This window comes from uncultured Porphyromonas sp., assembly GCF_938046015.1.
Classification (GTDB): domain Bacteria; phylum Bacteroidota; class Bacteroidia; order Bacteroidales; family Porphyromonadaceae; genus Porphyromonas.
Genome location: NZ_CALIXW010000046.1, coordinates 36301 through 55031 on the forward strand (window position 1 = coordinate 36301; position 18731 = coordinate 55031).

Consider the following 18731-nt stretch of genomic DNA (forward strand, 5'->3'; position numbering starts at 1 on the left):
CTAAGCCCGCCCCACGATGTCCCTCCTCGAGACCGCGCTGACCTACCTGCCTGGTGTAGGGCCGAAGCGAGCCGCCGTGCTTGCCTCGGAGCTGGGGCTCTATACCTACCAGGACCTCCTGCTCTACTTCCCCACCAAGTACGTCGACCGCTCGCGCACCTATCAGATCCGCGAGCTGCGTGGCGAGCTCCCCAGCATCCAGCTGCGCGGCTACATCCGTGACTACAAGGAGCTCGGGGAGGGGCGCAAGAAGCGCCTCGTGGCCTACTTCACTGACGGCACGGGGACGATCGAGCTGACCTGGTTCCGTTCGCTGGCGACCATTCGCAGGCTCTATCCCGAGGGGCGCATGTTCCTCGTCTTTGGCAAGCCCGTGGCCTTCGCGGGCGGCTACAGCATTACCCACCCCGAGCTGGATGATGTGGAGAAGGAGCAGGCTGTAGGCTCGGGGCTGATGCCCGTCTATCCCCTCACGGACGCCGTGCGGCGGGTCGGGCTGGCGAGCCGTCAGATGCGCCAGCTCCTCTACACGCTCAAGGAGCTACTGCGCGGACAGCTCACGGAGCCCCTGCCCGCCTCGCTCCTGAGGAGCGCCCAGCTGATGCCCTACGCCGAGGCGCTGGAGCAGATCCACTTCCCCGAGACGAAGGAGCTGCTGGAGGCGGCACGTAGGCGACTGAAGTTCGACGAACTCCTCTTCATCCAGCTGCGCCTGCTGGGGATGAAGCTGGAGCGTAAGAAGACCAGCCCCGGGCTCCTACTGCCGCGCGTCGGGGAGCACTTCCGTAGCCTCTACACGAGCCTACCCTTTGACCTCACGGAGGCGCAGAAGCGCGTCCTCAGAGAGATCCAGGCCGACGTCGTCTCGGGACGGCAGATGAACCGCCTCGTGCAGGGCGATGTGGGCAGCGGCAAGACGCTGGTGGCCCTCTTCGCGATGCTGCTGGCGGTGGACAACGGTCACCAAGCCTGCCTGATGGCGCCGACCGAGATCCTCGCGCGCCAGCACCATGCCTCGCTGGCGGAGCTGCTCGAGCCGCTCGGCCTAGAGGTGGGCCTCCTCATCGGCAGCACACGCCGCCGCGAGCGCACCCGTCTGCACGCCGCTCTGGCCTCGGGCGAGCTGCCCATCCTCGTCGGGACGCATGCCCTCATCGAGCCCAGCGTACACTTCCACTCCCTAGCCCTCTGCATCATCGACGAGCAGCACCGCTTCGGCGTCGTGCAGCGCTCGGGGCTGTGGGCGAAGAACGCCTCTTGGTACCCCCATATCCTCACCATGAGTGCCACGCCCATCCCGCGGACGCTGGCGATGACGCTCTACGGCGACCTCGATATCTCCGTCATCGACGAGCTGCCCCCGGGGCGCAAGCCGATACAGACCTACCACGTCAGCGAGGGCGAGCTCTTCCGCGTCTACCGCTTCCTCGAGCAGCAGATCGCCGAGGGGCGGCAGGCCTATGTCGTCTTCCCCATGATCGAGGAGCAGGAGCAGTCCGAGCTGCGTGCGCTGCAGGAGGGGATGATGCGCTATCGCGAGCGCTTCCCCGAGCTTGAGGTGGTAATGGTGCATGGCAAGATGAAGCCCGAGGAGAAGGATGCCCAGATGCAGCGCTTCGTCTCGGGCGAGGCGCAGATCCTCCTCGCCACGACCGTCATCGAGGTCGGGGTCAACGTGCCCAATGCCTCCGTGATGGTCATCGAGGGGGCCAATCGCTTCGGGCTGGCGCAGCTCCACCAGCTGCGTGGGCGTGTAGGCCGCGGGGCGAGTCAGAGCTATTGTATCCTCGTCACGGGCAGCAAGCTCGGCGAGGAGGCGCAGCGTCGCCTGCAGCTGATGGTGGAGACCAACGATGGCTTCGAGATCGCGGAGGCCGATATGCGCTTCCGCGGCTTCGGGGAGATCGACGGCACGCGTCAGAGCGGTCAGCTGCTGAGCCTGCGCATCGCCAATCCCGCCACCGATGGCGCTATGGTGCAGTACACGCGTGAGCTGGCCGAGCGCATCCTAGAGGCGGACCCCGAGCTTAGCCAGCCCGAGCACGCGCCGCTGCGTCGACGTCTGGATGAGCTCTTCCGCGAGCGCCCGAGCTGGAGCCAGATCTCCTAGCATCCTGGCCCCGCGTGCCGCATCCGCTTGCTCTTCCCGCTTTCCTACCCTCCTCCCGCCTTAGACAAGGCACTTCGCAGCCCACATTCCCGCCCCTCCACAAAGGGGACGAGGTGCCCTGGACGCTGCTTCCTGAGGCCGAATACGCGTCCTTAGGGTGAGCGCTGCACAGATTTTAACTACCTTTGCAGCCGTATATAAGAAGACATTAAGAACAGATGCAGGACATTCGCAACGTAGCGATTATCGCGCACGTCGACCACGGTAAGACGACGCTCGTAGATAAGATGCTACTCGCCGGTAAGCTCTTCAGAGATGATAAGGCTGCCGAAGTAGACACCTACCTAGATAATAATGATCTCGAGCGGGAGCGCGGGATCACCATCCTCTCTAAGAACGTAAGCATACGCTACAAGGACGTCAAGATCAACATCATCGACACGCCTGGGCACGCTGACTTCGGCGGTGAGGTAGAGCGCGTGCTCAACCTCGCCGATGGCTGCCTGTTGCTCGTCGACGCCTTCGAGGGCCCCATGCCGCAGACGCGCTTCGTCCTGCAGAAGGCCATCGAGATGGGGCTCAAGCCCATCGTCGTCATCAACAAGGTGGACAAGCCCAACTGCCGTCCCGAGGAGGTGCAGGACATGGTCTTCGACCTGATGTTTAGCCTCAATGCGAGCGAGGAGCAGCTGGACTTCGAGACCATCTACGGCTCGGCCAAGCAGGGCTGGATGAGCAAGGACTACAAGACGCCCACCGAGGACATCTCCATCCTCCTAGACACCATCATCGAGCAGATCCCCGCGCCCAAGCAGATCGAGGGTCCCGCACAGATGCTCATCACCTCGCTCGACTACTCGAGCTACGTGGGGCGTATCGCCGTCGGGCGCGTGCACCGCGGTACCTTCCGCGAGGGGCAGGACGTCGCCCTCTGCAAGCGCGATGGCTCGGTGGCTAAGATGCGCATCAAGGAGGTCAACATCTTCGAGGGCCTCGGCCGTGCCAAGGTCGAGAGCGTTTCCTCGGGCGACATCTGTGCACTCATCGGTATCGAGGGCTTCGAGATCGGCGAGACGCTCACCGACGTTACCACGCCCGAGCCGCTGGATACCATCGCGGTGGACGAGCCCACGATGAGCATGCTCTTCACGATCAATAACTCGCCCTTCTACGGCAAGGAGGGTAAGTTCGTCACCTCGCGCCACATTCACGACCGCCTGATGAAGGAGCTGGACAAGAACCTGGCGCTGCGCGTCGAGCCCGCCGAGACGGCCGATAGCTGGATCGTCTACGGGCGTGGTGTGCTGCACCTCTCCGTCCTCATCGAGACGATGCGCCGTGAGGGCTACGAGCTGCAGGTAGGGCAGCCCCAGGTGATCATCCACGAGATCGACGGCGTCAAGCACGAGCCCGTCGAGCACCTCACGGTCAACCTCCCCGAGGAGTACGCCAGCAAGATCATCGACGTCGTCACCCGTCGCAAGGGCGAGATGACGATGATGGACACCAAGGACGGCCGCACCTTCCTCGAGTTCACCATCCCCTCGCGCGGCATCATAGGGCTCAATAACTACGTCCTCACCGCCTCGGCAGGGGAGGCCGTCATGGCCCACCGCTTCCTTGAGTACCAGCCTTGGAAGGGCGACATTGAGCGCCGCAGCAACGGCTCCATCATTGCTCTGGAGACGGGTACGGCCTATGCCTACGCCCTCAACAACCTCCAGAGCCGTGGCCGCTTCTTCATCTCCCCACAGGAAGAGGTCTATGCCGGTCAGGTCGTAGGCGAGCACACCAAGGAGGGCGACCTCGCGGTGAACGTATGCAAGAGCAAGAAGCTGACGAATATGCGTGCCTCCGGCAGTGACGACAAGGTCTCGCTGGCACCGCCCGTCGTCTTCAGCCTCGAGGATGCGCTGGAGTACATCCGCCCCGATGAGTACGTGGAGATCACACCGCACTCGATGCGTATGCGTAAGATCATCCTTGACGAGACGGAGCGCAAGCGCCAGAGCCGCGGCTAGCCGCCCCCAGCGCTAGCTCCTGCCGCTACAGCTAGCGGGGCCTGCCAGCAGGATGCGCCCCCAAGCGGGTGTTCCTAGCTGGCAGGCCCCGCTGCCTTGCGATTGAGGTGAAAAGCCTAAATTTGTCCTATCGCTTAGTCCGCTCAGCAACTCCTCGCTACTACTATACTATGCTATCACGACTACGTATAGGACTTCTGCCGCGCATCCTGCTGGCGCTCGTCCTGGGGATTAGCCTCGGAGGCTTCGTGCCTGAGACCTTCGTCCGCTTCTTCCTCACCCTCAACGGGCTCTTCGCCCACTTCCTTGACTTCATCATCCCGCTGATCATCCTGGCGCTGGTGGCCGAGGCCATCGGCAGCATCGGCCATCAGGCGGGACGTATGCTCCTCCTGACGGTAGCTATCGCCTACGGCTCGACGATCTTCTCGGGCTATCTGGCTTACTTTACGGGCGTGAGCATCTTCCCGCGACTCATCGAGGGGGCAGAGGCCTCCGCGATCGCAGCGCCTGCCGAGGGGCTACAGCCCTACTTCAGCCTCGAGCTGCCGCCCGTCATGGGGGTGATGACTGCGCTGGTGCTGGCCTTTGTCCTGGGACTGGCGAGCGCGCACCTCTCGGTGCCGACGCTGCGCGGGCTCATCGTGGATATGAAGGAGGTGGTCACTAAAGTCATCGAGACGGTCATCGTGCCGCTCCTGCCGCTGTACATCTTCGGTATCTTCCTCGATATGGCCTCCAGTGGTAAGGTGCTGGGCGTGCTCTTGGTCTTCATTAAGATCATAGGGGTGATCTTCGTCCTGCATATCGGGCTGCTGCTCCTGCAGTACACGGTAGCGGGGCTCGTGACGCGGCGCAATCCGCTGAAGCTCCTTCTGACGATGATGCCCGCCTACTTCACCGCCCTTGGCACCTCCTCTTCGGCGGCGACCATCCCCGTGACGCTGGCTGGGACACGGCGCAACGGCGTCAGCGAGGGCATCAGTGCCTTCGTTATCCCGCTCTGTGCTACCATCCACCTCTCGGGCAGCATGCTCAAGATCGTCTCCTGTGCCTTGGCCCTAATCCTAGTGAGCGGTGGGGCCTACGACCTCGGGCTCTTCACGCAGTTCATCCTGCTGCTGGGGATCACGATGGTCGCAGCGCCTGGCGTCCCCGGTGGGGCGATCATGGCCGCGCTGGCAGTGCTGGCCTCGGTGCTGGGCTTCACCGCGGAGCAGCAGGCCCTGATGATCTCACTCTACATCACGATGGACAGCTTCGGCACGGCCTGCAATGTGACGGGCGACGGAGCTATTGCCCTCGTCATTGACCGCCTGATCGCGACGCCCAGTGAGGCACCTGCGGCAGGCCCGACTACAGATAGTATAGATGGATAGATATTCGCTCGCGCTCGCGCGCTACCGTCAGGAGCGTGGCCTTGAGGCCGCACTGCCTGAGCTCCGTGCCGTCCTCTTCGATATGGACGGCGTCCTCTTCGACTCCATGCCTGCGCATAGCCGCTCCTGGGTGGAGGCCGCTCGCAGTGTCGGCCTCGAGATGCAGCCCGAGGACGCCTACTGGTACGAGGGGCAGACGGGCAGCTATACGATACAGCTGCTCTACGAGCGCTGCCTCGGGCGCAAGCCTACTGCCGAGGAGACCAAGTACCTCTATGAGCTGAAGACCGAGCTCTTCGTCCGCTATGACGAGGGCGGTATCCTCGAAGGGGTCCCCGAGGTGCTGGCGGCAGTGTCCGACCTCGGCCGCCTCGTCGTCACGGGTTCCTCGCAGCCTACGCTCCTCTCGCGTCTCGAGACGGCCTTCCCTGGGGTCTTCTCCCGTCCGCTGATGGTCACGGGCAAGGACGTCAAGCAGGGCAAGCCCTTCCCCGAGCCCTATCTGATGGGGCTGGAGAAGGCGGGCGTCGCCCCTGAGGAGGCGCTGGTGGTAGAGAATGCGCCCATGGGCGTAGAGGCTGCCGTCGCTGCGGGCATCTTCACCATAGCGGTGAATACGGGTCTACTGCCTGATAGCGCCCTCACCGATCGCGGGGCACACCTCGTCTTCCCCTCGATGAAGGCGCTGGCGGAGGCACTGCCTGAGCTGCGTCGCCGCTGGACGATGGAGTAGCTGCTGCCTCCTGTAGATACAAGGAAAGCCCCACATCACCTCCCTAAGCCTGAGGTGATGTGGGGCTTTCCTTTGCTTGTCCGCTAGGGGACTAGCGCTTCTCCTTACGTGACCAACCGAACTGGAGGCCGAAGATGAAGACGACAAGCAGTACCTCGCCGAGGCCGAGCAGGATATCCCCTGGCATACGCATCCAGCGGATCACCTGCATGAAGTCCTGCTGTAGGAAGTCTGCCGAGCGTGCCGACCAGTAGGCCTTGGTGATAGACTCGTGCGCCTGGAGGATCCCGATCGGCAGTACGCTGATGGTCACCATCAGGAAGAGCCCGATGTTGATCGACCAGAAGGCCGTGCCGATGAGCTTATCGTTCCACTTGTAGTCGGGGTAGAGCCCACGCAGGCAGAAGAGCATCAGCCCGATCCCTAGGATACCATAGACCCCGAAGAGCGCTGCGTGCCCGTGCACCGCAGTGGTATTGAGCCCCTGCAGGTAGTAGAGCGCGATAGGAGGATTGATGGCGAAGCCGAAGATCCCTGCGCCGAGGAAGTTCCAGAAGCACATGGCGATGAAGCAGTAGATCGGCCACTTGTAGTCCTCGAGCCACTGGCTAGCCTTGGAGAGGCGGTAGTTGTGGTAGGCCTCCATACCGATGAGCACTAGGGGTACGATCTCCAGCGCGCTGAAGGTCGCCCCGAGGGCAAGCACCCCAGTAGGCGTAGCGCTGAAGTAGAGGTGGTGGCAGGTCCCGAGGATCCCCCCTGAGAGGAAGATGATCGTAGAGAAGAGCACCGAGGTCGTCGCCGACTGGATGCGCAGCAGCCCTAGGCGGCAGAAGAGGAAGGCAGCCACCACCGTAGCGAAGACCTCGAAGAAGCCTTCTACCCAGAGGTGCACGACCCACCAGCGCCAGTATTCTGCAATGGCCATGTGGGTCTGGCGGCCGTACATCAGCCCTGCGGCGTAGAAGAAGGCGATCGCCAGCGAGGCAATGATGAAGAGCGTCAGCAGGTGGCGGTTCTCATCCTTACGCTTGAGCGCGGGGATAAGGGCGCGGATCATGAGGAAGAGCCAGAGCACGAGGCCGACCAGGAGCAGGATCTGCCAGAGGCGTCCCAGCTCGACGTACTCGTAGCCCTGATGGCCGAGCCAGAAGTTCTCGATGAGGCCGAGCTTCTGCATGACCCCCATCCACTGACCGATGAGCGAGCCTACGACGACGAAGACGAGGGCGCCGAAGAGGACATTCACGCCGAGGGCCTGATACTTAGGCTCCGTACCCGATACGGCAGGGGCGATATAGAGCCCTGTAGCGAGCCAGGAGGTCGCGATCCAGAGGATGGCGAGCTGTACGTGCCAGCTGCGCGAGACAGCCTGAGGGAGGAAGTCCTGGATCGGTAGGCCGAAGAGGGCATCCCCCTCGACGCCGTAGTGGGCTGTGATGGCCCCCAGCGTCATCTGCACGAGCATCAGTGCGGAGACGATCCAGAAGTACTTGAGACTGGCGCGCATCGAGGCCGTGGGCTTCATCCCGCGTAGGGGATCACTGCTGGGGATGGGGCCTTCCTCGTCCTCCTTAGACTGCGCGTAGTAGTAGACGAGTATCCCTACGGCGAAGAGTAGGATCAGGACGCTGAAGCCTGACCATAGGTGTAGGGAGGTCGGGGCGATATTCCCTATGATGGGGTCATGAGGCCAGTTGTTGGTGTAGCTGACGTCATCCCCTGGGCGGTTAGTGACGCAGACCCAGGAGGACCAGGCGAAGAAGGCGTTCATCTGCTCCATGCGTGCGCTATCCTCGATCGAGTGCTCACGCAGGGCGTAGGCGGTGCGGAGCTTGGCGTACTCGGGGCTTGGGTCACCGAGGAAGAGCTTAGCGTAGTGCTGCCCGATCTCCTTGGCTACCGCTGCGCGTAGCGGGGTGTAGGTGATGATGCCGGTCTTCGGGTCGTAGGTATTCCGACGGAGTTCCTCGCGTAGGAGTACCTGGTACTTGGCCTGTTCGGCTTCGGAAAGGGCGCTGTATTCTAGCCCGTCTTGCGCGGCTAGCTTCTCGAGCATTAGTTCAGACTCACGGTGTAGGTAGTCCGCATTCCAGTCTGGAGCGATGTAGGCTCCATGTCCCCAGATGCTACCGACGGTCTGGCCGCCGATGGACTGCCACACGTTTTGCCCGTCCTTGATGTCCTGTCCTTCGTAGAGTACCGTACCGTCTGTCGTCACGACCTTGCTAGGGAAGGGCGGCATGGTGCGGAAGATCTCCATCCCGAAGAAGCCTAGGACGCCGAAGGACAGTACGAGGACTGCCGCTAACGCATACCACAGTTTCTTAGGTGTCATATATATAGAGGTATTGGTGAGAGATGCCTCCTGGCTAGACCCGCTTAGTAAGTCTCAGGAGATAGCTACAAAAATAAAGTAATGCTCGAATTTCTGCAAGTCCTCTCTAGGGTTCGCTAGCGCTGTGGGTTGAGCGCCTTGAGCCTGAGCGGGAGGGTTGGGGGAAGGGGCGTTGCAGCGCCTGCGCGAGGCAAGATGCGGATGCGATACTCGCGCTGTGGTAGGAGGTCGAGGAAGTTCTCCTCGGGCTGTAGCTCGGGGCTGCTCGTGTCGATATACACGTCGCGCAGCAGGCGGTCGGAGCGCAGCAGCAGCGTGTAGTGGCTGCCGTCGGCGGCGCGCACGAGCTCGCAGCGCTCGGGCTGGGCGAAGGGCGGCAGCTCCAGCTCCTTGGGTGGGAGGGCGTAGTAGAGCTCTTCGCAGAGTAGCTCGGAACCCGCGCTGAGGCGGTAGCTGATGCCTTTCTGGCGCTTGGAGGCCTCATCGGGCAGCAGCTCCTCCAGCGGGATGTCCAGCTCGAGGACGCCGCTGCGGCCCGTGAGCGTCAGCTCCCGCGACCAAGGACGGCCCGTCTCCCCGCGTCCGTCGAAGGCAAAGCGCTCGGCCTCAAGGCGTACGCGGTGCTCGCCCTCGGGCTGCTCGTCCCACACGATGGAGAGGCGGCGCCCGTCGCGGCTGGGGAGGATCGTGTAGGGGGCGAAGGCGCGGGCCGCCTGATACTGCAGCCCCTTCCACGCACCCCAGTAGTCGATGCCCGACCAAGAGATCGCGGGCCAAGCATCATTGAGCTGCCAGTAGAGGCTGCCCATACAGCGCGGGGCGGCGGCGCGCTGTGCCTTGATGCCGAGGGCGATGCCGCGCCCCTGCATCACCTGCGAGGCGTAGACGAAGTCCTCGAAATCCCGCGGCTCGGGGTACTCCTGGCGGATGTAGTGGAGGATGACGTCGTTGCCGATGCTGCTCTTCTGATGGCTGCGCATCACGGGGCTCTCGAGGTCGTAGTCCTCCTCTCGGGCGAAGCGGCGGATACTGGAGGGCATGGGGAAGGACTGTACGCCGAATTCACTCATGAAGCGCGGCATCCGCTCCCGCAGGATCTCGAAGGGTTCGCGGCCGTACCACACGCCCCAGTAGTGACTCTCGCCGAGGCCGAGGCTTGCGGGGCGTCCCCAGTTCGCCGTGTCGGGGCTGCTCTCGATGTAGGGGCGTAGGGGATCGTGCTCGCTGAGGAGCTCGGGGATGAGCTGACGGAAGAGGCGGGCGTAGTCGCGCTCGAAGCGCTCGAAGGTCTCCTTGGGATACTTGCGCTGCCAGCCCCAGTACTTCAGCGCCTCGGCGATCTCATTGTTGCCGCACCAGGTGGCTACGGAGGGGTGCTGTCTGAGGCGCTGTACATTCTGCACGACCTCCTGCCGCACCTCCTCGAGGAAGGTGCTGTCGGCGGGGTAAGGGGTGCAGGCAAACATGAAGTCCTGCCAGATGAGGATGCCGTAGCGGTCGGCCAGCTCGTAGAAGCGGTCGCTCTCGTAGACGCCGCCGCCCCAGACGCGCAGCATGTTGAAGTGGCTGCGATGCATGTCCTCGAAGAGCTGCACCAGCTGCGCGTCGCTCCGTGTGGGCAGCATCAGCGTCCCGGGGATGTAGTTGGCTCCCTTGGCGAAGAAGGGGACGCCATTGACGACGAAGGTGAAGCTACGCCCGAGGCTGTCGGCCTCGCGCCTTAGCTCCAGCGTGCGCAGCCCGACGCGGGTCGTGTAGCTGTCCAGCGGCTGACGCTCGCCGCGGCGACGTAGCTCGAGGCGCATCGTGTAGCGTGCTTGCTCCCCCATACCGCGCGGCCACCAGAGCTGGGGATCGGGGAGGCTGTGGGCGAAGGGCTGCCCCACCTGGGGGAGGAAGTCCGCGACGCGTCCTTCCCGACGGTAGACTTTGCGCCCCTGAGGATCGAGGAGCGTGTAGCTCAGACGCGTGTCCGCAGGCGCGGCGATGTCCTCGGGACGCAGGCGCAGCTGGAGCTCGCGCCCCTTCGCCTCGGGGTGATAGCTCAGGTAGGGACGCCCTGCGAAGTGCTCCTTAGCCCCGAGGCGGAGCTGCACCGCCCGCCAAGGGCCGAGCGTCAGCAGGCGCTCGCCCCAGTCCCAGCCGTAGTGGTAGGGAGCCTTGCGGGTGAAGACGCTGAGGTGGATGGGTGCGTGGTCATTGTCCGCAGGGTAATTGATGCCCGAGGCCTCATAGCGCGGCAGGGAGGCTCGGGTGGGGGAGGCAAAGCGCAGCTCCAGCACGTTGTCCCGTCTCAGGAGCCCCTTGACCTCCAGTTCATGCTCGAGGTACATGTTGCTGCTCGTGAGGATGCGCTGGCCGTTGAGCCAGACCTCGGCGAAGGTGTCCAGCCCGCCGAAGTAGAGGCGCAGCGAGGGCTGGGCGAGCTGGCGGGCGGAGAGGGTGAAGCGCAGGCGGTAGGTCCAGTCCAGTTCGCTGACCCACTGCACGCTATCCTCGTTCGTCCTGTAGCCTGGGTCGGGGAGTAGGCCCTGACGGATGAGGTCCTGCTGGACGACGCCTGGGACGGTGGCGGGGATCCAGCGCTGGAGCTTGGAGTGATAGAGCTGCCAGCCCGTGTGGAGGTCGAGGGTGTCGCGGGCTGCGGCGTCGCTGCAAGGGCTACACATAAGGCATAGGAGGAGGCAAAGGATGAGTCGGTACATAGTGCGGGAGCAGGCTGCTGAAGCCCACTGCACAAAGGTAAGCAAAGCCCCTCAGAGCGCTCACGGACTGCTGTCCCCGAGCCCGCATAATACCCTCAGCGAGCGAACTGACTGATGCGGGCAAGAAAAGTAATATAAGAATCGGGGAAAAATAATATAACTTTCCGCGGAATATTATATAACAATCCGCGGAAAGTTATATAATATTTTTCGAAAAGTTATATAATATTTCGAGGGAAGTTATATAATAATCTGGGAGAAGTAATATAAGAATACGCCGAAAGTAATATAAGAACGGCTGCGAACTTATATTACTTTCTCCGTGAACTGCCTTATGCGCGCTCGGGAAAGGCCTGATGTGCGCTCGGCAAAGGGCTGATATGCACGCGGGGAGGGCCTTAGGGTAGCGCAACGAGAGGAATAGACAGCGCGCCCCCAGAGCTGCGGTGAGCTCTGGGGGCGCGCTGTGTGGCTTCGGTGGGTATGGGAGCGGAGGGAGGCCTTGGGCGGTACTCGCCTCTGCGGGGTGGGGCGGGTGCCTTTGCCTACAAGGGAGCGAGGACTCGCCGAAGGAGGTGGGCGGACTTAGCCCTCGCCCCTCAGCCAGGCGGCCAGTGCCGTGGCGGCGTTCTCCCCGTCAATGGCTGCCGAGACGATCCCACCTGCGTAGCCCGCGCCTTCGCCTGCAGGGTAGAGCCCCTCGTAGGTGAGGTGGCGGTAGTCCTTGTCGCGGGGGATGCGCACGGGCGAGGAGGTGCGGCTCTCGAGGGCGATCAGTTGGGCTTCCTCGGTGAGGAAGCCACGCGTCGAGCGGTCGAAGGCGCGGAAGCCCTCCTTGAGGCGCTCGGTGAGGAAGCTCGGCATCCAGTCGCTGAGCTGGCTACTGGTCAGTCCCATCGAGTAGGAGCTCGAGGGCAGGCTCGTGGACAGACGCCCGCGCATGAAGTCCGTCATACGCTGCGCAGGAGCGCGCAGGCTCTGCTGGGCGGCGGCATAGCAGCGACGCTCCAGCTCTTCGCACCACTCCATCAGCGCCAGCGGGCTCTCGAGCTGCTCGACCGCGATGCCCGTGGCAGGGATGTCGGCGGGGTGAAGCTCGACGACCATACCGGAGTTGGCCCAGCGGGAGCCGCGGTTGGCGGGCGACATCCCATTGACGACAGTCTCACCCGGGGCCGTGGAGGCTGGGACGACGAAGCCGCCTGGGCACATGCAGAAGCTGTAGACGCCGCGCCCCGAGGCCTGCGCCTTGTAGACGTATTCGGCCGCGGGCAGCCACTTGCCACGTCCCTCGGGGCTGTGATAGCGGATCTGGTCGATGAGCTGCTGCGGGTGCTCGAGGCGTACGCCCACGGCGATGGGCTTGGCCTCGACGAAGATATCCGCGGCGTGTAGGTAGCGGTAGACATCGCGCGCCGAGTGCCCTGTGGCCAGCACGACGGGCCCCTCGAAGCTCCGTCCGTCGGCACTCACCGCACCGCGCACCCGTCCGCGCTCTAGGATGAGCTCGTCCATGCGGCAGCCGAAGTGTACCTCACCGCCCGAGGCGATGATCTGCTCGCGCATGCGGCGGATGATGATGGGGAGCTTGTCCGTACCGATATGTGGGTGGGCATCGACAAGGATCTTGGGGTCGGCACCGAAGCGGCAGAAGATGCGCAGCGTCTTCTCGACGCTCCCGCGCTTCTTGCTGCGGGTGTAGAGCTTACCGTCGGAGAAGGCGCCCGCCCCGCCTTCGCCGTAGCTGTAGTTGGACTCTGGGTCGACGATCCCCGTACGCTCTAGCTGAACGATGTCGCGGCGGCGCTGCATCACGTCCTGCCCGCGCTCCAGCACGATGGGCCTTAGCCCGAGCTCGATGAGGCGCAGGGCGGCGAAGAGCCCACAGGGACCCGCCCCGACCACCACCACCGAGGGCGCGGCCGAGACATCGGGGTAGACGAGGTCGCTGAAGTCATCCACTGCGGGCTGCTCGCCCTCGAGGTAGACCTCTACGCTCAGCCCTACGCGGATGCGGCGCTGGCGGGCGTCGATATTGCGGCGGCGGATCTGCACGCTCGTGATGGCCTCGGGGGTGAGGCGCAGCTCACGGGCGACGGCGCTGCGGATGGACGCGTCGGAGGCAGCCTCCTCGGGGGAGAGGTTGAGCTGGAGGGTCGTCACTACTTCTTGCGGTGCTTGAGGAGGTAGTAGGCGAGGCCGCCGACGATGAGGACGCCAGCGATCACGAGACCGATCGTGGAGCTGTAGCTCTGGATGGTCTCAGCGAAGCGCTCGGGCGGTACGGTACGGCCGATGACCCAGCCGAGGACGGCCAGGACGATGTTCCACGCCCCTGCCCCCAGCGTCGTGTAGAGGAGGAAGCGGCCGAGCGGCATGCCTGCCAGCCCCGCGGGGATGGAGATCAGCTGACGTACGGCGGGGATGAGACGGCCGATGAGGGTCGAGGTAGCGCCGTTGCGATTGAAGTACTGCTCGGCCTGCTCGACCTTCTCAGGGCTCAGGAGACAGAGGCGTCCGAGGCGGCTCCCAGCGAAGCGATAGACCACGGGGCGACCGAGGTAGCGCGCTAGATAGTAGTTCACGACCCCCCCGATATTGGACCCTAGGGTCGCGAAGAGGACGACGAGGATGATGTTCAGCTCCCCGTTGGCTGCGCGGTAGGCAGCAGGGGGGACGACCACCTCACTCGGGAAGGGAATGAAGGAGGACTCGACAGCCATGAGCACCGTGACCCAGAAGTAGTCGAGGTGCTGCAGGATGTCCTGGAGGAAACTGAGGTGCTCTACCATAGCTGAGGCTTACTTGCTGACCTTCTTCCACGTGTCCTTGAGCGAGACCGTGCGGTTGAAGACGAGGTGATCGGGACGGCTGTCGGGGTCGAGGCAGAAGTAGCCTACGCGCTGGAACTGGTAGTACTCCCCGAGCTTAGCCTGGGCGAGGAAGGGCTCGATACGAGCGCCCTGGACGACGGTCAGGGATGCGGGGTTGAGCAGCTCGGCCAGCTCCTTGTCCTTGACCTCACTGGGGTTCTCGTCCGTGAAGAGCCGGTCGTAGAGGCGTACCTCGGCCTCCACGCTGTCGGCAGCAGAGACCCAGTGGATGGTGCCCTTGACCTTGCGGCCCGCCTCGGGACGGCCGCTGAGCGTCTCGGGATCGTAGGTGGCGTAGACCTCGGTGATGTTACCCGCTGCGTCCTTAGCACAGCCCGTGCAGCGGACGATGTAGGCACTCTTGAGGCGCACCTCCTGCCCGGGGGTCATGCGGAAGTACTTCTTCGGCGCATCCTCCATGAAGTCCTCGCGCTCGATGTAGAGCTCGCGGGCGAAGCGGATGCTGTGGCTGTCGCTCTCGGGATCCTCGGGGTTGTTGAGGAAGGGCATATCCTCGGTCTGTCCCTCGGGGTAATTGGTGATGATGAGCTTGACGGGGTCGAGGACGGCCGAGCCACGCAGGGCGTGCTTGTTTAGGTCCTCGCGTACGGCGTGCTCCAGCAGCGCCATGTCGATGATACCGTCGTACTTGGTGTAGCCGATCTTATCGACGAAGCTGCGGATGGACTCGGGCGTATAGCCGCGGCGGCGTAGGCCGCAGATGGTCGGCATACGGGGGTCGTCCCAGCCTGCCACGAGGCCGTCCTTGACGAGCTGCAGCAGCTTGCGCTTGCTCATCATGGTGTAGGTGAGGTTCAGGCGGTTGAACTCGTACTGGTGGGGTGCGTAGTCGTCGGGCTGACCCTCTACCTGCTTGAGCAGCTCGATGAAGTAGTCATAGAGTGGACGGTGTACCTCGAACTCCAGCGTACAGATCGAGTGCGTGACGCCCTCGAAGTAGTCGCTCTGCCCGTGGGCAAAGTCGTACATCGGGTACACATTCCACTGGGTGCCCGTACGGTGGTGGGGCACCTTGATGATGCGGTAGATGATGGGGTCGCGGAAGTGCATGTTGGGCGCGGCCATATCAATCTTGGCACGCAGGATCATCGCCCCCTCGGGGAACTCCCCAGCGTTCATGCGGCGGAAGAGGTCGAGGCTCTCCTGGGCGGGGCGGTCGCGGTAGGGGCTAGCGACCCCAGGGGTCGTAGGTGTGCCCTTCTGCTGGGCGATCTCCTCGGCCGTCTGCTCATCGACGTAGGCGTGGCCCGCTAGGATCAGCTCCTCGGCGAAGCGATACAGGCGCTCGAAGTAGTCCGAGGCGTAGTACTCAGCGCCCCACTGGAAGCCCAGCCACTGGATGTCCTCGCGGATAGCGTCGACGTACTCCACATCCTCCTTGGTGGGGTTGGTGTCGTCGAAGCGGAGGTTGCACACGCCGCCATAGCGCTGGGCGATGCCGAAGTCCATGCAGATGGCCTTCGCGTGGCCGATGTGCAGGTAGCCGTTAGGCTCGGGTGGGAAGCGGGTCTGCAGGCGTCCGCCGTTCTTGCCTGCCGCTAGGTCGCTAGCGACGATCTGCTCGATGAAGTTGAGGCTCTTCTTTGCTTCGCCCTCGCCAGAGAGGGGGGTGAGTTCTTCAGCCATGATGCTCGTTTGCGCTTATGATACTTGTCGTTGTTGAGTTCCTTGTGATCTGAGGCCTAGCTAGGAGGCCTCTATGAGGAACAAAAATAGCGCTTTTGAGGCAGATAGCGCGCCCGAGGGGCTTGGGCTGGGTGAGGGGGATAGGGGAGGGGCGACTTGGGTCGGGGCAGCGCACGGCTCTAGGGGGAGGGCTCCTGAGGGATATCAGTCAGCGCTCTGAGGGACGTCCATGCGGCGCGTGAGGGATAGCAGTCAGCGCCTTGAAGGATATCGGTCAGGTGGCTGGGGGATAGGGCTTAGGGCTGCGGGCTAGGGGAGCGGCGGCGATTGGGACAGCCTTGTGTGGTGCTGGGGGAGGGGTGTAGGCTAGCGCTATGGGGGTGGGGAGGAGGCTTCGGTGCGCCTTCCCCTGCATCACGGGCGGGAGCCCAGCCCTCTGCCTAAATTGTTGTACCTTTGCTTCTAAGGTAAGGTAAGACCACGCTATGACAGAGAATGAAGACCTAGAGCTCCGACGCCTAGAAGTAAATATAGGTCGTCTGGTGCAGCTCGTGCGCGCTCAGGATGAGCGCATTAGGCAGCTGCAGGAGCGTCTCAGTCTACAGGATAGCGAGCTACAGAGCCTACGCACCGCCCTCTCGGAGGAGCAGGCACAGCATGCCACCAGCATCCTGTCGCAGGCACTCGTCGAGGGCGCGGGGGAGCGTGCTGCCGCACGGCAGCTCCTGGATGGACTCATTCAGGAGGTCGAGCGCTGCATCCAGCAGCTCGAGCACGAGTGATCCCCCAGCTGGCTCTACAGACCTAGCGATACAGACCCCGCTCCCGCGGGGCTCTATATATAATGAGTGAGGACGGACGTGACCATAGCCTACAGCGCATCACCATCGCCATCGAGGGGCAGCGCCTCAGCCTGCGTGTACCACGCGAGCAGGAGCAGCGCTACCGCCTAGCTGGTGAGGAGTTGGTGCGTACCAGTCAGAGCTACCACGCCCGCTACCCCAATGTCTCCGAGGTGGGTCGACAGACCTATCTGGCGATGTCGGCCCTAGACGTGGCCACGCGCTACCGCGAGCTCCTCGAGGAGCGCGAGGTGCGTAGCCGTCACTTCGGGCCGCGCCTCAGCCAGCTCAACGAGACGCTGGAGGAGCTCCTCACTCAGGCTACTGCTACGCTGCAGCCCTAGTGGGCCGCGACCCCTCGAGGCACTTCGCCGCGGGTCGTGCTGCCTCATGGCGCGCTTGTCCCCTCCTTACCCCCTTAGCATAGAGAAGACTAACAAATAAGTAAGGAATGGGAACATCTACCATCATCATCATCTGTCTGCTCCTCGTCATCCTAGCCGCGCTGGCCTGGATGCTCCTCGTCTACATCCCTCGCCAGCGCGAGCATGCCCAGGCCCAGGCCGCAGGTATCCTCTCCGAGGCCGAGCGTGAGGCCGAGGTGCTCAAACAGAAGAAGCTCCTTGAGGTCAAGGAGAAGTTCCTCCAGCTCAAGGGCGAGCTGGAGCAGCAGGTGGCACAGCGCAACGAGAAGCTCAAGCAGATCGAGAACAAGCTCAAGGGACGCGAGCAGTCCCTCAACCAGCGTCAGTCTGACCTCGAGAAGCGCAACAGCGAGATCGACGTCCTCAAGGAGAAGCTCGCCCTACAGAGTGAGGGCATCGAGCTCAAGAAGGAGGAATACGAGGTCAAGAAGGTCGAGTACGAGCAGAAGAAGCAGGAGCTCGAGGAGCTCCGCCGCAGCGAGCAGCAGCGCCTCGAGCAGCTCGGCGGCCTCTCCGCAGACGAGGCCCGCGAGCGCCTCATCGAGAGCCTGCGCGCTGAGGCCAAGGACCAGGCCCAGGTCTACATCAATGAGATCGTCGAGGAGGCCAAGATGACGGCCAGCAAGGAGGCTAAGAAGATCGTCATCCAGTCCATCCAGCGCGTCGCCACCGAGACGGCGATCGAGAACTCCGTCACCGTCTTCCACATCGAGAGCGACGAGATCAAGGGCCGTATCATCGGGCGCGAAGGGCGCAACATCCGTGCTCTGGAGTCCGCCACGGGTATAGAGATCATCGTCGACGACACGCCTGAGGCCATCGTCCTCTCCAGCTTCGACCCCGTACGCCGAGAGGTAGCGCGTCTGGCGCTGCACCAGCTCGTGCAGGACGGCCGTATCCACCCCGCCCGCATCGAGGAGGTTGTCTCCAAGGTGCGCAAGCAGATCGAGGAGGAGATCATCGAGACGGGGAAGCGTACCGTCATCGACCTCGGGATCCACGGCATGCACCCCGAGCTCATTCGCCTCATCGGTAAGATGAAGTACCGCTCCTCCTACGGGCAGAACCTCCTGCAGCACTCCCGCGAGACGGCCAACCTCTGTGCCGTCATGGCCTCCGAGCTGGGACTCAACCCCAAGCACGCCAAGCGCGCTGGGCTCCTGCATGATATAGGTAAGGTGCCCGACGACGAGCCCGAGCTGCCCCACGCTCTCCTCGGGATGAAGCTCTGTGAGAAGTACAAGGAGAAGCCCAACATCTGTAACGCTGTCGGCGCCCACCACGACGAGGTCGAGATGGAGAGCCTCATCGCCCCCATCGTACAGGTCTGTGACGCCATCAGCGGCGCCCGTCCCGGTGCCCGCCGTGAGATCGTAGAGGCCTACATCAAGCGTCTCAACGACCTTGAGACCCTGGCCGCCTCTTACCCCGGCGTCGTCAAGACCTACGCCATCCAGGCAGGGCGCGAGCTGCGCGTCATTGTCGGGGCAGAGAACACCGATGATAGCACCATCGCTACGCTCTCCGAGGAGATCGCTCGCCGCATCCAGGACGAGATGACCTACCCTGGGCAGGTCAAGATCACCGTCATCCGCGAGACCCGCAGCGTCAGCTACGCCAAGTAGCCCGCACCCGCTAGGGAGCGTGCTGCCCACCCC

General features: G+C 63.4%; 12 protein-coding genes. 7 read left to right on the top strand and 5 right to left on the bottom strand.

Annotated features, from left to right (window positions below; all coding sequences use genetic code 11):
* Positions 1-16: 16 nt before the first annotated feature.
* From recG to Q0248_RS06720, 4 genes are all read left to right on the top strand, one after another.
* Positions 17-2110 carry an ATP-dependent DNA helicase RecG gene (gene recG / locus Q0248_RS06705; protein WP_299320932.1) on the top strand — a complete coding sequence of 698 codons (2094 nt, stop codon included), beginning with the start codon at positions 17-19 and terminating at the stop codon, positions 2108-2110.
* Positions 2111-2328: 218 nt separating this feature from the next.
* Complete coding sequence (gene typA / locus Q0248_RS06710) at positions 2329-4131, top strand: translational GTPase TypA (RefSeq protein WP_299320934.1); 1803 nt, start codon at positions 2329-2331, stop codon at positions 4129-4131.
* A 170-nt stretch (positions 4132-4301) separates the two neighbouring features.
* Complete coding sequence (locus Q0248_RS06715) at positions 4302-5510, top strand: dicarboxylate/amino acid:cation symporter (RefSeq protein ID WP_299320935.1); 1209 nt, start codon at positions 4302-4304, stop codon at positions 5508-5510.
* Positions 5503-6243, top strand: a complete 741-nt coding sequence (locus tag Q0248_RS06720; protein WP_299320937.1) for an HAD-IA family hydrolase — start codon at positions 5503-5505, stop codon at positions 6241-6243. The genes Q0248_RS06715 and Q0248_RS06720 overlap by 8 nt, the downstream gene beginning before the upstream one ends.
* A 91-nt stretch (positions 6244-6334) precedes the next feature.
* Here the strand turns inward: Q0248_RS06720 and Q0248_RS06725 are convergent, their stop codons facing one another.
* From Q0248_RS06725 to Q0248_RS06745, 5 genes are all read right to left on the bottom strand, one after another.
* Positions 6335-8581, bottom strand: a complete 2247-nt coding sequence (locus Q0248_RS06725; RefSeq protein WP_299320938.1) for a nitric-oxide reductase large subunit — start codon at positions 8579-8581, stop codon at positions 6335-6337.
* 116 nt (positions 8582-8697) lie between these two features.
* The gene (locus Q0248_RS06730) at positions 8698-11250 is read right to left on the bottom strand and encodes a glycoside hydrolase family 2 protein (RefSeq protein WP_299320940.1); all 2553 of its coding nucleotides are present in this window, start codon (positions 11248-11250) and stop codon (positions 8698-8700) included.
* Between the two features lie 621 nt (positions 11251-11871).
* Positions 11872-13449 (bottom strand): FAD-dependent protein, encoded by a 1578-nt coding sequence (locus Q0248_RS06735; protein ID WP_299320942.1) that lies wholly within the window; start codon positions 13447-13449, stop codon positions 11872-11874.
* Positions 13449-14078, bottom strand: a complete 630-nt coding sequence (locus tag Q0248_RS06740; protein WP_299320943.1) for a DedA family protein — start codon at positions 14076-14078, stop codon at positions 13449-13451. The genes Q0248_RS06735 and Q0248_RS06740 overlap by 1 nt, the downstream gene beginning before the upstream one ends.
* Before the next feature lie 9 nt (positions 14079-14087).
* Positions 14088-15806 carry a glutamine--tRNA ligase/YqeY domain fusion protein gene (locus tag Q0248_RS06745; protein ID WP_299320945.1) on the bottom strand — a complete coding sequence of 573 codons (1719 nt, stop codon included), beginning with the start codon at positions 15804-15806 and terminating at the stop codon, positions 14088-14090.
* Positions 15807-16291: 485 nt separating this feature from the next.
* On the opposite strand from Q0248_RS06745, the gene Q0248_RS06750 reads away from it, so the two are divergent.
* The 3 genes from Q0248_RS06750 (at position 16292) to rny (ending at position 18698) form a co-directional block, all read left to right on the top strand.
* Positions 16292-16588 (top strand): hypothetical protein, encoded by a 297-nt coding sequence (locus Q0248_RS06750; RefSeq protein WP_299320946.1) that lies wholly within the window; start codon positions 16292-16294, stop codon positions 16586-16588.
* Positions 16589-16650: 62 nt separating this feature from the next.
* The gene (locus Q0248_RS06755) at positions 16651-16992 is read left to right on the top strand and encodes a cell division protein ZapA (RefSeq protein ID WP_299320948.1); all 342 of its coding nucleotides are present in this window, start codon (positions 16651-16653) and stop codon (positions 16990-16992) included.
* A gap of 107 nt (positions 16993-17099) precedes the next feature.
* Entirely contained in the window at positions 17100-18698 is a 1599-nt protein-coding gene (gene rny / locus Q0248_RS06760; protein WP_299320949.1) for a ribonuclease Y, read from the top strand.
* Positions 18699-18731 lie beyond the last annotated feature (33 nt).

Coding starts and splice junctions, on each gene's coding strand:
- recG (WP_299320932.1), top strand. CDS start 17: ATGTCCCTCCTCGAGACCGCGCTGACCTACCTGCCTGGTGTAGGGCCG.
- typA (WP_299320934.1), top strand. CDS start 2,329: ATGCAGGACATTCGCAACGTAGCGATTATCGCGCACGTCGACCACGGT.
- Q0248_RS06715 (WP_299320935.1), top strand. CDS start 4,302: ATGCTATCACGACTACGTATAGGACTTCTGCCGCGCATCCTGCTGGCG.
- Q0248_RS06720 (WP_299320937.1), top strand. CDS start 5,503: ATGGATAGATATTCGCTCGCGCTCGCGCGCTACCGTCAGGAGCGTGGC.
- Q0248_RS06725 (WP_299320938.1), bottom strand. CDS start 8,581: ATGACACCTAAGAAACTGTGGTATGCGTTAGCGGCAGTCCTCGTACTG.
- Q0248_RS06730 (WP_299320940.1), bottom strand. CDS start 11,250: ATGTGTAGCCCTTGCAGCGACGCCGCAGCCCGCGACACCCTCGACCTC.
- Q0248_RS06740 (WP_299320943.1), bottom strand. CDS start 14,078: ATGGTAGAGCACCTCAGTTTCCTCCAGGACATCCTGCAGCACCTCGAC.
- Q0248_RS06745 (WP_299320945.1), bottom strand. CDS start 15,806: ATGGCTGAAGAACTCACCCCCCTCTCTGGCGAGGGCGAAGCAAAGAAG.
- Q0248_RS06750 (WP_299320946.1), top strand. CDS start 16,292: ATGACAGAGAATGAAGACCTAGAGCTCCGACGCCTAGAAGTAAATATA.
- Q0248_RS06755 (WP_299320948.1), top strand. CDS start 16,651: ATGAGTGAGGACGGACGTGACCATAGCCTACAGCGCATCACCATCGCC.
- rny (WP_299320949.1), top strand. CDS start 17,100: ATGGGAACATCTACCATCATCATCATCTGTCTGCTCCTCGTCATCCTA.